Origin of the sequence: Novosphingobium sp. 18050 (assembly GCF_902706195.1) — a bacterium.
Taxonomy (GTDB): Bacteria; Pseudomonadota; Alphaproteobacteria; order Sphingomonadales; family Sphingomonadaceae; genus Novosphingobium.
This window is the reverse complement of sequence record NZ_CACSJO010000005.1, coordinates 66,775-80,818: the sequence shown is the minus strand read 5'-3', so window position 1 is coordinate 80,818 and position 14,044 is coordinate 66,775. Positions and strand designations below refer to the sequence as shown.

Annotated in this window: 14 protein-coding genes and 1 other RNA gene; 11 read left to right on the top strand and 4 right to left on the bottom strand. The window is 64.1% G+C overall.

Annotated features, from left to right (window positions below; genetic code table 11):
- Positions 1-116: 116 nt before the first annotated feature.
- Positions 117-1,028: an RNA polymerase sigma factor RpoH gene (gene rpoH / locus GVL61_RS07485; protein ID WP_159978577.1), complete on the bottom strand. Its 912-nt coding sequence runs from the start codon at positions 1,026-1,028 to the stop codon at positions 117-119.
- Positions 1,029-1,117: 89 nt separating this feature from the next.
- On the bottom strand, positions 1,118-2,062 hold the full coding sequence (locus GVL61_RS07480; protein ID WP_159978575.1) for an RluA family pseudouridine synthase: 945 nt from the start codon (positions 2,060-2,062) through the stop codon (positions 1,118-1,120).
- A gap of 45 nt (positions 2,063-2,107) precedes the next feature.
- Between GVL61_RS07480 and GVL61_RS07475 the strand changes: the two genes are divergently transcribed.
- The 4 genes from GVL61_RS07475 to rnpB all read left to right on the top strand — a co-directional run bounded on the left by GVL61_RS07475 (position 2,108) and on the right by rnpB (position 4,380).
- Positions 2,108-2,473: a Mov34/MPN/PAD-1 family protein gene (locus tag GVL61_RS07475; RefSeq protein WP_368667107.1), complete on the top strand. Its 366-nt coding sequence runs from the start codon at positions 2,108-2,110 to the stop codon at positions 2,471-2,473.
- 56 nt (positions 2,474-2,529) lie between these two features.
- Positions 2,530-3,177, top strand: a complete 648-nt coding sequence (locus tag GVL61_RS07470) for a histidine phosphotransferase family protein (RefSeq protein WP_159978571.1) — start codon at positions 2,530-2,532, stop codon at positions 3,175-3,177.
- Positions 3,178-3,201: 24 nt separating this feature from the next.
- Complete coding sequence (locus GVL61_RS07465; protein ID WP_159978569.1) at positions 3,202-3,906, top strand: N-acetylmuramoyl-L-alanine amidase; 705 nt, start codon at positions 3,202-3,204, stop codon at positions 3,904-3,906.
- 8 nt (positions 3,907-3,914) lie between these two features.
- Positions 3,915-4,380, top strand: an RNA gene (rnpB, locus tag GVL61_RS07460) — RNase P RNA component class A.
- 150 nt (positions 4,381-4,530) lie between these two features.
- On the opposite strand, the gene GVL61_RS07455 is transcribed toward rnpB, so the two are convergent.
- On the bottom strand, positions 4,531-5,316 hold the full coding sequence (locus tag GVL61_RS07455; RefSeq protein ID WP_159978567.1) for a metallophosphoesterase: 786 nt from the start codon (positions 5,314-5,316) through the stop codon (positions 4,531-4,533).
- A gap of 264 nt (positions 5,317-5,580) precedes the next feature.
- Between GVL61_RS07455 and GVL61_RS07450 the strand changes: the two genes are divergently transcribed.
- Positions 5,581-6,345, top strand: a complete 765-nt coding sequence (locus tag GVL61_RS07450; protein ID WP_159978565.1) for a TorF family putative porin — start codon at positions 5,581-5,583, stop codon at positions 6,343-6,345.
- Between the two features lie 80 nt (positions 6,346-6,425).
- Here GVL61_RS07450 and GVL61_RS07445 read toward each other — a convergent pair whose 3' ends face one another.
- Entirely contained in the window at positions 6,426-7,136 is a 711-nt protein-coding gene (locus GVL61_RS07445; RefSeq protein WP_159978796.1) for an SIMPL domain-containing protein, read from the bottom strand.
- A 144-nt stretch (positions 7,137-7,280) separates the two neighbouring features.
- Between GVL61_RS07445 and GVL61_RS07440 the strand changes: the two genes are divergently transcribed.
- The 6 genes from GVL61_RS07440 (at position 7,281) to GVL61_RS07415 (ending at position 14,038) form a co-directional block, all read left to right on the top strand.
- Positions 7,281-7,712, top strand: coding sequence for a VOC family protein (locus GVL61_RS07440; RefSeq protein WP_159978563.1), 432 nt, complete (start codon positions 7,281-7,283; stop codon positions 7,710-7,712).
- 211 nt (positions 7,713-7,923) lie between these two features.
- Positions 7,924-9,363, top strand: a complete 1,440-nt coding sequence (locus tag GVL61_RS07435) for a glycosyl transferase family protein (protein ID WP_159978561.1) — start codon at positions 7,924-7,926, stop codon at positions 9,361-9,363.
- Positions 9,360-10,517 (top strand): hypothetical protein, encoded by a 1,158-nt coding sequence (locus GVL61_RS07430; RefSeq protein ID WP_159978558.1) that lies wholly within the window; start codon positions 9,360-9,362, stop codon positions 10,515-10,517. The genes GVL61_RS07435 and GVL61_RS07430 overlap by 4 nt, the downstream gene beginning before the upstream one ends.
- Before the next feature lie 46 nt (positions 10,518-10,563).
- Positions 10,564-11,478, top strand: coding sequence for a sulfite exporter TauE/SafE family protein (locus GVL61_RS07425; protein WP_043976295.1), 915 nt, complete (start codon positions 10,564-10,566; stop codon positions 11,476-11,478).
- Positions 11,475-12,239 carry a TIGR02186 family protein gene (locus tag GVL61_RS07420; RefSeq protein ID WP_159978556.1) on the top strand — a complete coding sequence of 255 codons (765 nt, stop codon included), beginning with the start codon at positions 11,475-11,477 and terminating at the stop codon, positions 12,237-12,239. Before GVL61_RS07425 ends, GVL61_RS07420 begins: the two co-directional genes overlap by 4 nt.
- A 176-nt stretch (positions 12,240-12,415) precedes the next feature.
- Positions 12,416-14,038, top strand: coding sequence for an ATP-binding protein (locus tag GVL61_RS07415; RefSeq protein ID WP_235037569.1), 1,623 nt, complete (start codon positions 12,416-12,418; stop codon positions 14,036-14,038).
- Positions 14,039-14,044: the final 6 nt, after the last annotated feature.

Below are 14,044 nucleotides of genomic sequence, written 5' to 3'. Positions count from 1 at the left end.
TCGGGCGTTTGCGCCAGCATGCTTCGACCGGCTCAGCATCAGCGGTCTGTGAGCGGCGCGGACACGAAAAAGCCGGGCCATCCTTACAGATGACCCGGCCCTTTATTCGTTGGCGATCAGGCGGCTGCGGGGAGCAGGCGCTTGTCGGTGGCGATGCGGTTCATAGCCTTCTGGAGCTTCTCGAAAGCGCGCACTTCGATCTGGCGCACGCGTTCGCGGCTGACCGAGTAGACCTGGCTCAGCTCCTCGAGGGTCTTGGGATCCTCGGTGAGGCGGCGCTCCATCAGGATGTCGCGCTCGCGCTCGTTCAGGGACCCCATGGCCTCGATAAGCATATCGTGGCGCACGGTGGCTTCTTCGGCATCGGCAACGGTCTGGTCCTGCAGCGGACGGTCATCGGCGAGGATGTCCTGCCACTGGCCTTCGCCTTCCTCGCGCAGGCTGACGTTGAGCGAGGCATCGCCGCCCATCATCATGCGCCGGTTCATGTTGACCACTTCCTGCTCGGAAACGCCCAGCGTCGTCGCGATCTTGGTGACGTCGACGGGGTGCAGGTCGGTGTCCTCGTAGGCGTCGAGATTCTTCTTCATGCGGCGCAGGTTGAAGAACAGCTTCTTCTGCGCAGCAGTGGTGCCCATCTTCACGAGGCTCCACGAACGCAGGATGTACTCCTGGATCGAGGCCTTGATCCACCACATGGCGTAAGTCGCCAGGCGGAAACCGCGCTCGGGCTCGAACTTCTTGACGCCCTGCATCAGGCCGATGTTCCCTTCGGAAATCAGCTCGGACACGGGCAGGCCATAGCCACGGTAGCCCATCGCGATCTTGGCGACGAGGCGCAGGTGGCTGGTGACGAGCTGCGCGGCTGCGGCGGGGTCTTCATGTTCCGAGTAGCGCTTGGCGAGCATGTATTCCTGCTCGGGGGCCAGCACGGGGAACTTGCGGATTTCGGACAGGTAGCGGTTGAGGCTCTGCTCACCACCAAGCGCCGGTACGGTCGCCACGTTACGATTGTTGCTCACGATCATCCGTCCTTTCTAGGTCGGCACACGGTCAAAGACCCTTGAAGGCGTCTTAGCTTGTGGCCACCTTCTCATGATAGCATATAAAAGCGATTTCAGTGTCGCAGTTCATCGATCAGTACCCGCATGTCGTCGGGTAGCGGGCTCGTGAAATGGACGCTTTCCCCTGTAACGGGGTGAACGAAGCCAAGTTCCGCAGCGTGGAGCGCCTGACGGCGAAAATCGAGTCTTTGCAGAATCGCGCGCAAGGAAGAAGGTGTACGTCCATAGACAGGATCACCCAGTAGCGCATGACCGATTGACGCCATGTGAACACGGACCTGATGCGTACGCCCCGTCTCCAGCCGGCATTCGATCAGGGTGGCGCCGTTCATCAGTTCCAGCGTGCGGAAATGGGTTACGGCGTGCTTGCCGCGTCCATCCTCCACCAGGGCCATCTTCTTGCGGTCGTGGTTGGAGCGGGCGATCGATCCGGTCACGGTGCGGGCGGCAGGGACCGGGCGGCCGCCGACGACGGCCATGTAGGCGCGCACGATCGAATGGTCTGCGAACTGGACGGCCAGACCCTCGTGCGCCTTGTCGGTCTTGGCGACCACCAGCAGGCCCGAGGTGTCCTTGTCGATGCGGTGGACGATACCCGGCCGGGCGACGCCGCCGATGCCGGAAAGCTGGCCCCGGCAATGGTGAAGCAGGGCATTGACCAGTGTGCCGTCGAGATTGCCGGCGGCGGGATGGACGACGAGGCCAGCGGGCTTGTCGATCACGATCAGGTATTCGTCCTCGAACACGACGCTCAGCGGAATGTCCTGCGCGACGGCTTCCGCCGGTGCTGCTTCGGGGACCTCGATGGTGAAAGCGGTGCCGGGTTCGACCTTGGACGAGCCCGATGAAACGCGCGCCCCGGCCAGGTTCACGCGGCCTTCGCTCATGAGCGCCTTGATCCGTTCGCGCGACAGTCCGCTCGCGTCTGCCAGTGCTTTGTCCAGGCGGCCGCCCACGGCGCCGATCCGGCCTTCGATGATATTTGATTTGAGCCCCATTGCAGGTACGATTTGGGGATGGAAGTCGAGGTGACAAGTGGCGTTCTGGCCATACTGCGTGTCGAGGCGAAGAAAGCCGGGGATGAAGAATGCTGCGGGCTGCTCCTGGGGTACGGCGAGCAGATAGAGATTGCCGAGGTGGCGGCCAACGTTGCCGTGAACCGGCGCATTCATTTCGAGATTGATCCGTTTGCACTGCTTGCCGCGCACAAGGCGGCGCGGGGCGGTGGGCCTAGGGTGCTGGGCTATTATCACTCGCATCCTAAGGGGCATCCCGTGCCCTCGGCGACCGATTGCGAACATTCCACCGGGGATTCGCGCATCTGGGCGATCATCGCCGATAGCGAGGTTGCATTCTGGCGCGATAGCGGGAATGGCTTTGCGCCATTGGCCTTGCGCGTCGTGGACTGACGGCGTGTGTCCGAGTTGAGGCCGACTGAAAAAGAAGACGGAAAGTACCTCATCCCATGACCACGAGTTCGCTCGAACTTGCCAGCCTCCTGTGTTCGCGCCTGTGCCATGACATGTTGAGCCCCGTGGGCGCGCTGTCCAACGGCCTCGAACTGCTAGCGGACGAGAAGGACCCGGAAATGCGGGCCCGTTGCTTCGAGCTTCTCGACCAGAGCGCGCGGATTTCCGCCGACAAGCTCAAGTTCTTCCGCCTTGCCTTCGGTGCGGCGGGTGGTTTCGGCGAGATGGTGCCGGTGAGCGAGGCCAAGGCGGTGATCGACGCGCTGGTTTCGAACAATGCGCGCATCACGCTGAATTGGGCGCTGCCGAGCAATTCGCTGCCCAAGCCTGCGATCAAGACGCTGCTGAACTTCGCGCTGATCGGGCTTGAGGCGCTGCCGCGCGGCGGCACGCTGGACATCGCGGCGGAATACCGCGCCGATCACGGGGCGAGCGAGATCGTTGTTCGGTCAGCCGGTCCGCGCATTGCGTTCGACCGCGATATCGGCCGTGCCCTCGAAGGCACACTGCCCGAGGGCGATCTGTCGAGCCGAACGGCTCCGGCGGCCATGCTCGACCAGCTTGCCAAGACGATTGGCGGCAAGCTGCAATATGTCCTGGCGGATGATGCGCTGATTCTCGGCGCGGTCCTGCCGGGAGCCTGAACAAGAAGTGGGAGGACACGAGGGATGAACCGCTGGCTCGTCAACCGCAAGGTCTCCTCCCCCAATTGGAACGAGCGTAAACTGCCGGTCACCATGGCCGTGCTCCACTATACCGGCATGAAGTCTGCGGACGAGGCGCTGGAACGCATGTGTGATGCCGAGGCTCAGGTCTCGGCACACTACATGATCGACGAGGAGGGCGTGGTCACCTCGCTGGTGCCTGAGGGCAAGCGGGCCTGGCATGCGGGGCAGTCCTATTGGCGCGGCATTACCGATGTGAATTCGGCCAGTATCGGCATCGAGCTGGTCAATCCCGGGCATGAATGGGGGTATCGCCCCTTTCCCGAGCCGCAGATGGATGCATTGACGCCGCTGCTCGCTGATATCCTCGACCGCCATGATATCCCCCGCACCAATGTCGTTGCCCATTCCGACATTGCGCCTGCGCGCAAGCAGGATCCGGGCGAGTACTTCGACTGGCCGCGCCTTGCCGAGCTTGGCCTTGCGCTGGATATTCCGCGCGCGAAGATGAATCTGTTCTACGACAACCCCGGCGCCTTCTACCTCGCGTTGGAGCGCTTCGGTTACGACATCACCGACGGACGCGCTGCCGTGCGGGCGTTTCAGCGGCGCTGGCGGCCGGAAATCATCGACGGCGAGATCGACGGCGAGATCGGCGGAATACTGCTCGAACTGCTGTTGGAGCGTGACACCGGGCGTGCTAGGTGACCCCCGCGCCGGGGAGCCGGGCAGCCGCGGGGTCTTTCGGGACCGCGAGGAAAGTCCGGGCTCCACGAAACAAGGGTGGCGGGTAACGCCCGCCGGGCGAGGGGGGCTTCCAGGCCTCCTGAAGCTTAGGGAAAGTGCCACAGAGAGCAGACCGCCAACCCCGCTAATCCTGAGCTTGTCGAAGGATCGGGCGGGGAGGTAAGGGTGAAAGGGTGCGGTAAGAGCGCACCGCGCTGCCGGTAACGGTAAGCGGCAAGGCAAACCCCACTCGGAGCAAGACCGAATAGGGGCTGCGCGCTGGCGTCGCGAAAGCGGGAGATCGGCGGGTTCGTTTCGAACCCAGGCAGCCCGGGTTGGTCGCTTGAGCGGCGTAGCAATACGCCGCCTAGAGGAATGGCTGCCACCGCGGCGTAAGGTCCCTCGATTGGGAGACCACGCCAGGAACAGAACCCGGCTTACAGGCTCCCCGGCGCATCAGGGATCAGTCACCAGGTTTCATCGCGGGCTCGGAGATGATCCCGGCGTGCAGGCATGGCGTACCTGCGCGGTGAAACTATCTGAAAAGGGGCAGAGAATGCCCTGAAAACCTACCACAACCGCCGGATCAGCCTAAGGGTTGCGGCATCAGGCCGCTTCGCTGCGCGCCGCCGAATCGTGGGCCTGGATGAACCAGCGTTCCTCGCCTTCCAGCCCGATCGCGGTGAGCGTGCCGTGAAGGAAGGCGCCGGTGTCGATGCCGATGCGGTTGGAGCAGACGTCCGGTTGGGGCGTGATCGTGTGGCCGTGGACCACGAAGCCGCCATAGTCGCCGCGGTGGCTCAGGAACGGTTCGCGAATCCAGCGGCAATCGCGGCCGGACTGGTGTTCCAGAGGCGTGTCGGGCCGAACGCCGGCATGCACGAAGACATAGTCACCGATGCGCAGCATCTTCTTGAAGGCATCGATGAAGTCGATGTCCTCCTGCGGGATCGCCGCGTTCATCAGGCGCTGCAATTCGTCCAATTCGGCGGATGACGCGGCTTCAGGGTCTACGCCGTAGGACAGGATAGTCTCCAGCCCGCCGAACTTGAGGAAGCTGCGCAGCGCGTCGGTATCGTCGCGGCTGACGAGGAGCATTTCCTCATGGTTGCCCTGGATGAATTCGACGTTGCGCTGGCTTCCCCAGCGGCGCGCGCGCTCAACGACGGCGGCGCTGTCGTGCCCGCGGTCGATCAGGTCGCCCAGCAGGACCACCGTGGTATAGGCGCGGCCACGCGCAGCATCGTCCTGCTCGATAGCGTGAATCAGGTCCTCGAACAGGTCGGCCCTGCCGTGGATATCGCCCACGGCATAGACGCGTTCGCCTGCGGGGGTCGAGGGGGCTCGCCTGACATCGCGGCGGCCCATGAGGTTGCGGATCATGGAAAACATTTGTTGCGCCGCAATATAGGGCGCGCGGCAGGCCGGTACAACCCGTTGCTGAAACAATGAAGCCGTTACGAATGCGAAAAGTACCCGTGGCAAAAAACCCACACTTCATGTCCGAAATATTGCTCAATTGAAATGTTTCTTGTGCGACCTCTGTGTGCGGTGCAGCAATATTGTGCCGCGGCAATTCAGGTCCGCAACGAGACTGGATGCGGCGGATGCAGGCAGGGACGAGGCATCAAAGACATAATTTGTGAGGGAACGATCATGCTTTTGTCCGTCCGCGGCGCTATCGCCGCCACTCTCCTTGCGGGAACTGCGCTTTCCGCCGCTCCGGCCTTCGCGCAGGACGCCGAGGCTCCCAAGGAAATCACCGTCACCGGCAGCGCTGCCGTGACCAGCGACTACCGCTTTCGCGGCGTGTCGCAGTCGGGCGGCGACGTTGCGATCCAGGGCGGCATCACGGTTTCGCACGCCAGCGGTTTCTACGTCGGCACCTGGGGTTCCTCGATTGATCTGGGCCGCCTCTACGGCAGCACCGAGCTTGATCTGTTTGGCGGATGGACGGGCACCCTGACATCGGGCCTGACCACCGATGTCGGCCTGCTGTACTACGCCTACCCGAACGGCACCGGCGGCGACTCCGAATTCTTCGAGCCTTACGCATCGGTCACCGGCCAGGTCGGCCCCGGCAAGCTCAAGGTCGGCGCGACTTACGCCTGGAAGCAGAGCGCGCTGCCGAACTTCGCGGGCAACAAGAAGTCGGACAACCTCTATCTTTACGGCAACCTCGATGTCGCGATCCCCAGCACGCCGCTGACGGTCTCGGGCCACCTGGGCTACACCGATGGCGCGCTTGCTCCGTCCTACTATTCCACCTCGGACCGCACCGGCTTCGACTGGTCGATCGGCGCTTCAGCTACCGTTTACGGCCCGCTCTCGCTGAGCGTGTCCTATGTCGGCGTCACCGGGCCCAGCGTCGACGGTTACACCGACGACACCGTCGTCGCTACGCTCACCGCCTCGTTCTAAAAAGCGGCAGGCCGACAGGCTTTGCAGGAGGACACCCGCCCGGATCGATCCGGGCGGGTTCTTCGTTTCCGGGGCGGAAACTACTTCAGGTAAAAGTCGACCGTCGTGACCACGCGCACCTTTTTGTAGGGCGTGTCCGACTGGCCCCAGCCGCCGCCCGAATCGCCGTCGCGCGCCTCGACCGAGAAATAGCCCTGCGCCGCGTTCTTGATCGCGCCAACCTGCGATCCGCTGTCCTTGGCGAACTGCTCGGCCGCCGCGCGCGCGTCCTTTGTGGCGGCCGCCACCATCTCTGGTTTGATGCCGTTGAGCTTGGTGAACGTATAGGCCATCCCCGAGCCTTCCTCGAGGATAACGCCGCGTTTTACGAGGTCGAACTGGCGGCGCACCGCATTCTGTGCGCGCTTGATGTCGGTTGTGCGCAGGCTCACCCGCTGGCGCACGGTGAAGGTGACGATTCCGTTGTTGTCCTTCGCCTGGTTGACGTTGACGCCGGTGGGCTGGAGCGCGTCTGCGGGAAAGCCGAGTTCGCTGAAGAAGGCGCGGATCTGCGCCGTGTCGCGGTCGACGCTGGATTGCGCGCTGGCAAGATCGGGGGCGCTGGCGGAATAGCTGATCGTCCAGGTGGCAAGGTCGGCGGTCACTTCCCGTTCGGCCAGACCCTTGACGGTCACCGCGCGGTCGGCCCGCTGTGCACGCTTGATGCCGTCGCCCAGCGCGAAGCCGCCGACCACCAGTCCCATCGCAAGGATCACTGAACTTGCCAGCCAGCGCGTGGTGACGGAATTCATGCCGCCTGTGCCCTTGCCTGCTGTCCCGCCCGAACTATCTTCGCTCATCGCATATCTCCCTTATCGTCACCTCGTTATGCTGGGTGGCGGCTGCATGTACGATGAACCGTTCAATTTCATAGACGAACCGAGAAAGCTTGTTCCATGACACGCTACCTGCACACCATGATCCGCGTCACCGATCCCGACGCGACGATCCGCTTTTTCGAACTGGTCGGGTTGAAGGAAACCCGCCGCTTCTCCAGCGATCAGGGGCGCTTCACGCTGATCTATCTTGCCGCTCCGGGGCAGGAAGAGGCGGAAGTCGAATTGACGTACAACTGGCCTGCAGAGGACGGCGCGGCAGAGGAATACACCGGCGGTCGCAATTTCGGCCACCTCGCGTTCCAGGTCGCCAACATCTACGAGACTTGCCAGCGGCTGCAGGACGGCGGCGTCACCATCAACCGCCCCCCCCGTGACGGCCACATGGCCTTCGTGCTTACGCCGGACGGAATTTCGGTGGAGCTGCTACAGGACGGACGCCTCGACCCGGCAGAGCCCTGGGCGAGCATGCCGAACGTCGGCAGCTGGTAAGCTGACCTCGGCTCCCGCGTTTTGCCGCCGCTGGCAAAACGCGGGATCGCGGGCCGGCTGCGGGCCTTGCTCCTGCCATTTTACATTTATTAACTTTATGAAACAGCGCTCAACGCGACTGGTGAATTTTACGTGGGTGATCATATTCCCCGTCCGTGAGGGACTGCATGGGGTGCAGTCCGCATGATTTGGCGCGGCCAAGGGGGAATCGGTGCCGGGAACGCCTGTGGTGGAATATGTCGCCCTTTGCCTGCAGGTGGCGAAGCACGAATTGCTGCTCTTCACGGGATTCTGGTTCATCCTGGGCGCGCTGGACGATTTCGGCGTCGACTTGTGCTGGATCTGGCTGAGGCTGACCGGCCGCGCGCGCGACGGCCGCATTACGCGGGCGACAGCTTCGGCCCCGCTGGGCGGCCGGGCGGCGGTATTCATTGCCGCCTGGCAGGAGGCGGGCGTCATCGGCCATACCATCAGCCATGCGCTGTCGGCATGGCGGCAGGGCGATTTCACCTTGTACCTGGGCTGCTACTGCAACGACCCGGAGACCATTGCGGCGGCGATGTCAGCGGCGGGGGACGATCCGCGCGTCAGGCTGGTCATCAGCGAACGTCCGGGGCCGACCACCAAGGCCGATTGCCTCAACCGCATATACGCGGCGCTGTGCAAGGATGAGCAGCGATACGCCCGGCGTTATAGCTCGGTCATTCTCCATGACGCGGAGGATATGGTCCATCCCGCCGAACTTGCGGTGATCGACGCCGGGCTTGCGCAGGCGGACTTCGTGCAACTGCCGGTCCGGCCCGAACTTCAACCGAAGTCGCCCTGGATCGCCGGGCACTATGCCGATGAATTCGCGGAAGCCCACGCCAAGGCGATGGTCGTGCGCGATGCGCTGGGCGCAGCCATGCCTGCGGCGGGTGTGGGCTGCGGCTTTTCGCGCGAGATGATCGCGCGCATCGCCCGGCGGCGCGGTGCGGCGGGATGCGGGGAGGGCGGTCCCTTCGCTGCCGAATGTCTCACCGAGGACTACGAACTGGGCCTGCTGGTCCGGCGCGAGGGCGGGCGTTCGCGGTTCCTGCGGGTGCGGGATGAGCAAGGCGAACTGGTGGCAACCCGCGCCTACTTCCCGGCCTGCCTCGAAGCATCCGTGCGGCAGAAATCGCGTTGGATTCACGGCATTGCCTTCCAAGGCTGGGACCGGATGGGGTGGGGCAGCGGGCGAACCGAACTGTGGATGGCCCTGCGCGACCGCCGCGGGCCGCTGACAGCGATAGTCCTCGCCTGCGCTTACGTACTGCTGGTGATCGAGGCGCTTCAGGCGCTTGCCGCGGTGGCCGGAATACAGGTGCATGTCATGGTTTCGCCTATGCTGCATGGGCTGCTCCAGATTTGCCTTGCCGGTTTCCTGTGGCGGGCAGCGTTTCGCTTTGCATTCACCACGCGTGAATATGGGGTCGTAGAAGGGCTCGGGGCGGTGATGCGCATACCCGTCGCCAATGTGATAGCGATCCTCGCGGGCCAGCGCGCGCTCGCCAGCTATATCCTGTCGCTGCGAGGACTGGCGGTGCGCTGGGAGAAGACGGAACACGAGGGGCATCCGGCCCTTGGTCTCCCCGCCATGAGTGAACAGGCGAGGGGCCTTGCGCGATGAGCGGAGGGGGAGGCATTTCGCGCGGACACCCGGTCATGGCCCTTCTCGCGGTACTGGGTGGCTGGGTCGGCGGGCGCGCGGCGACCTGGGAGCCGCCGTTTGCCGCAGCGCTGCAAGTGGCCGCGCAGGGGGCATCCGGGCCGGAAGGTGGCTCCGTGGCCGATAGTTGGGGCGGGCCGCAGTCGCTGCCCGGGACAGGGCTTGGCCTGGCTTCCGCCGATACAGGACCTGTCTACCCGGGGGGCTCCGTAGCGGCTTCGGCGGCATCGACGCCCTACTGGCGCTACGCCGCGCTGCCGGCGCTGACAGCTGGTCAGGGATGGAACCGCAGTTCGTCTATCCCGGCCGATCCTGCTCACATCCCCAGACATCTGCGCAGCGAGTTCGCGCTGACCGAATCGCTGCCGCGTTTCTACGCTCCGGAGCCGCCGGGCATGTCCCGGCCCCCGTCATCTTCGGCGTCGACAAGCGTGGAAGCCGGCCCCCAGCGCGTGCGGCGATGGTCTGCGGATGCGTGGGCGTTGCTGCGCCGTGACGAATCGGGCGCTCCGGCCTCGCCCGGAGCCTTGCCGGCAACTTACGGCGCCAGTCAGGCAGGCGCAGTGCTGCGTTACCGACTGGCACCGACGAGTGCCTATCGACCAACGGCCTACATGCGCACGACTTCGACCTTGGGGCAATTGCAGGAAACGTCGGCGGCGCTGGGCCTGTCTGCGCGGCCATTGCCGTCGTTCCCGGTCATCGCTGCACTGGAGGCTCGGCTGACCGACCAAGGCGGACGCCGCCGTTTCCAGCCCGTTGCGCTGGCGGTGACGGAACTGCCATGGTTCGCGCTCCCGGCGGATTTTCGGGGTGAGGCCTATGGGCAGGCAGGCTATGTTGCCGGCCGTTTCGCCACGCCTTTCGCCGATGGCCAGTTTAAGGCTGACCGGGCGCTTGTCTCTCTCGGCAAGGTTCAGGCGCGCATCGGTGCCGGGGTTTGGGGCGGCGCGCAGAAAGGCGCGGCGCGGCTCGACGCGGGGCCGTCCGCCTCGCTTGCCATGCCGTTGGGCCGCGGTACGGCGGGCCGCGTTGCGATCGACTGGCGCTTCCGACTGGCCGGGGATGCCGTGCCGAATTCGGGGCCTGCCCTGACGCTATCCGCAGGTTTCTGATTCGCCGCTTTTCTCGCGGCTGATGCTGCGGTAGCGAGAACCCGCAATGGACGTTTATCTTCCCATCGCCAACCTTTCGGTCAACGGTCTCATCATCGTCGGCCTGGGTGCGCTCACCGGCCTGCTTTCGGGCATGTTCGGCGTGGGCGGCGGGTTTTTGACGACACCGCTGATGATCTTCTACGGAATCCCGCCGACCGTTGCGGCTGCATCGGCCGCCAGTCAGGTTACCGGTGCCAGCGTCTCGGGCGTGTTCGCGCATACCCGGCGCGGCGGGGTGGACTACCAGATGGGCGCGGTCATGGTGGCCGGGGGTATCATCGGAACCGGATTGGGCGCGATCCTGTTCAACCTGCTGGAAAAGCTGGGGCAGATCGATACCGTCATCAATATTCTTTACGTCGTGTTGCTCGGCTCGATCGGTGGGCTGATGGCGAAGGAAAGCATCCAGTCTATCCGGGCAGAGCGTTCGGGCGTGCCGCTGCCCGCGCGCAAGCGGCGCCACCATCCGATGGTGGCAAGCCTGCCGATGCGCTGGCGCTTCTATCGCTCGGGCCTCTACATCTCGCCGCTCGCGCCGCTGCTCCTTGGGATCGGCACCGGCATCCTGACGATGCTGATGGGCATTGGCGGCGGCTTCGTACTGGTGCCCGCGATGCTCTACATCCTGGGGATGAGCGCCAATGTGGTGGTTGGCACCTCGCTGTTCCAGATTCTCTTCGTCACCATGGCGACGACGATGATGCATGCGCTCACCACCCACGCGGTGGACATAGTACTCGCCGCGCTGTTGCTGCTGGGTTCGGTTTCGGGCGCACAAGTGGGCGCGCAGTTCGCGCAGAAGGCCAGCCCGGTGAAACTGCGCTTGCTGCTCGCCGTGATCGTCCTGCTCGTTGCCGGGCGCATGGCGCTGGGACTGGGCTATCGGCCTGATGAAATCTACACGGTGGCGCCGCTGTGAAGGCATTCGCGTCGTCGCTGCTGGCGCTTTTCGCGCTGGTCATGCTCACCGGCGCCCGCGACCCGATCCTGGTGCCCGAAGTCTCGCAGCACGAGGTCGACCTCCAGCAGGGCTTCACCGGCACCGAATTACTGCTGTTCGGCGCAATCCTCACGCCTGAGGGTTCGCGCGCGGCGCAGGATTACGACATCATCGTCGTTCTCAAGGGTCCGACCCAGTCGATCGTCCTGCGCGAAAAGCAGAAAGTGGCCGGCATCTGGATCAACGTCGCCAGCACAGAATTACGCAGCGCGCCAAGCTATTACGCTATCGCCTCCACCAAGCCGATTGCCGATATCGTCGACGACAAGACTGCCGCGATCTACGAACTGGGGCTGAAATGGCTGCAACTCTCGCCCATCGGCGCGATTGACCCGGATGAACAGGCGCGTTTTTCCGCCGGGCTTGTCGACGTCAACCGGCGTAATGGCCTCTACCGGGAGGAAGAAGGCGGCGTGAAAGTGAGCGAGCAGGTTCTCTATCAGGCACGCATCGGCTTACCCTCGCGCGTGCCGACCGGCATCTACACCGCTGAAACCTATGCAGTTTCCAAGGGCAGGGTGGTGGCTTCCGCCAGTAGTCAGGTCGAAGTGCGCAAGCTCGGCATCGAGCGCGCCATCGCCAATTTTTCCGAAAACTACGGCTTCGTCTATGGCCTGATGGCGGTCTTCGTTTCGGTGGCGATGGGCTGGCTTGCAGGGCGTCTGTTCGCGCTGATCTGACGGCCATCGATCCGGGCGGTGGGGCGCTATGAGTGACCCAGTACCGCTCTTAGCCGGAAATTAACCCAGGTAGCTTTAAGACCTGCAATCGGTTGCCAACAATTCCGATGGTTGAAGAACAGATGCATGTTGACGGTCTCGATGAGGTTCACATGCCGCAGGCAGGAGCGGTTCCCATGACCGGCGCTGCCCCCGTATATGGCCATGAACCGATCGGTGTCGTGCTGGAGATCAGCGGCGCGGGCAGCCGCATCGCCTTCGACCTCGAACGCCTGAACGAGATCGCCGCAGACCCTGACCCCTCCGTCGCGCTGTCGGGCCAGGTAAGCAGTCAGGTCAAGATTCGCGTCGGCAGCGGCTGGCTGCTGGCCAGCGTGCGTAACCAGAAGCAGGACGCCAAGATGTCCGGCGGGGTTCTCTCCGACGTCGACTTCCTCGGCGAAGGGCAGGAGGAGCGGCTGACCGGGCGCATTCAGGCCTTCCGGCGCGGCGTCACGTTCTATCCGATCCCCGGCACGCTGGTCTATCCGACTACAAGCGACGATCTTCGCCAGATCTACGCCAGCGACGGGCGCTCCTCGATTCAGGTCGGCAACGTCTATCCCACCAGAGACATCCGCGCCGGCCTCTATGTCGACGCGCTGCTGGGCAAGCATTTCGCGCTGCTCGGTTCGACCGGCACCGGCAAGTCGACCAGCGCCGCGCTGATCCTCCACCGGATCTGCGAACATGCGCCCGAAGGCCATGTCATCATGGTCGACCCGCACGGCGAATATGCCGCTGCGTTTCGCGATACCGGCGTGATCCTCGACGTCACCAACCTCCAGATGCCCTATTGGTTGATGAACTTCGAGGAGCATTGCGAAGTCCTGCTGACCTCGCGCGGGGACGATCGCCAGCTTGACGCCGAAATCCTGGGCAGGGCATTGCTGGAGGCGCGTTCGAAGAACCGGCTGGCCGAGCAGATGGGCAAGATCACTGTCGATTCGCCGATTCCGTATCTGCTTTCGGACCTCGGCATGATCCTCAACAATGCCATGGGCAAGCTCGACAAGGGCCATACCAGCGCGCCCTATCTGCGCATTCGCAGCAAGGTGGACGAGTTGAAGAGCGACCCGCGTTATCAGTTCATGTTCTCGGGCATGCTGGTGGGCGATATCATGGCCGAGTTCATCTCGAAGCTGTTCCGCCTGCCTTCACGCGGGCGGCCTATTTCGATCATCGATGTTTCGGGCGTGCCGACCGAGATCACTTCCACTGTCGTCGCAGTGCTCAGCCGACTGGTCTTCGACTTCGCCGTCTGGGCGCGTGAGGAGCAGACCCGGCCGATCCTGCTCGTCTGCGAGGAAGCCCACCGCTACGTCCCGAACGAGAAGAATGCCGATGGATCCTCTGTCGGCCGCATCCTTTCGCGCATAGCCAAGGAGGGCCGCAAGTACGGCATTTCGCTGGGTCTCATCACCCAGCGGCCCTCGGACCTTGCCGAGGGTGTGCTGTCGCAGTGCGGCACGATCATTTCGATGCGCCTCAACAACGACCGCGATCAGGCCTTCGTGCGCGCTGCGATGCCGGAAGGTGCGCGCGGGTTCCTCGATTCGATCCCGGCCCTGCGCAACCGTGAATGCATCATCTGCGGCGAGGGCGTGGCGATCCCGATGCGGGTCTCCTTCGATGACCTCGAGGAGCACAAGCGCCCGGCCTCGGCCGACCCTTCGTTCACCCGCCTGTGGAACTCCACCGGCGGCGAGGAGGAGATGGTCATGCGCACCGTCCAGCGCTGGCGCGCGCAGGGTCGTTGACCCCGC

What these genes read in the sequence shown, in the direction of transcription:
- GVL61_RS07440 (WP_159978563.1), top strand. Translation starts at nt 7,281, where the DNA reads ATGACACGCTACCTGCACACCATGATCCGCGTCACCGATCCCGACGCG.
- GVL61_RS07465 (WP_159978569.1), top strand. Translation starts at nt 3,202, where the DNA reads ATGAACCGCTGGCTCGTCAACCGCAAGGTCTCCTCCCCCAATTGGAAC.
- GVL61_RS07470 (WP_159978571.1), top strand. Translation starts at nt 2,530, where the DNA reads ATGACCACGAGTTCGCTCGAACTTGCCAGCCTCCTGTGTTCGCGCCTG.
- GVL61_RS07450 (WP_159978565.1), top strand. Translation starts at nt 5,581, where the DNA reads ATGCTTTTGTCCGTCCGCGGCGCTATCGCCGCCACTCTCCTTGCGGGA.
- GVL61_RS07430 (WP_159978558.1), top strand. Translation starts at nt 9,360, where the DNA reads ATGAGCGGAGGGGGAGGCATTTCGCGCGGACACCCGGTCATGGCCCTT.
- GVL61_RS07425 (WP_043976295.1), top strand. Translation starts at nt 10,564, where the DNA reads ATGGACGTTTATCTTCCCATCGCCAACCTTTCGGTCAACGGTCTCATC.
- GVL61_RS07480 (WP_159978575.1), bottom strand. Translation starts at nt 2,062, where the DNA reads ATGGGGCTCAAATCAAATATCATCGAAGGCCGGATCGGCGCCGTGGGC.
- GVL61_RS07415 (WP_235037569.1), top strand. Translation starts at nt 12,416, where the DNA reads ATGACCGGCGCTGCCCCCGTATATGGCCATGAACCGATCGGTGTCGTG.
- GVL61_RS07445 (WP_159978796.1), bottom strand. Translation starts at nt 7,136, where the DNA reads ATGAATTCCGTCACCACGCGCTGGCTGGCAAGTTCAGTGATCCTTGCG.
- rpoH (WP_159978577.1), bottom strand. Translation starts at nt 1,028, where the DNA reads ATGATCGTGAGCAACAATCGTAACGTGGCGACCGTACCGGCGCTTGGT.
- GVL61_RS07455 (WP_159978567.1), bottom strand. Translation starts at nt 5,316, where the DNA reads ATGTTTTCCATGATCCGCAACCTCATGGGCCGCCGCGATGTCAGGCGA.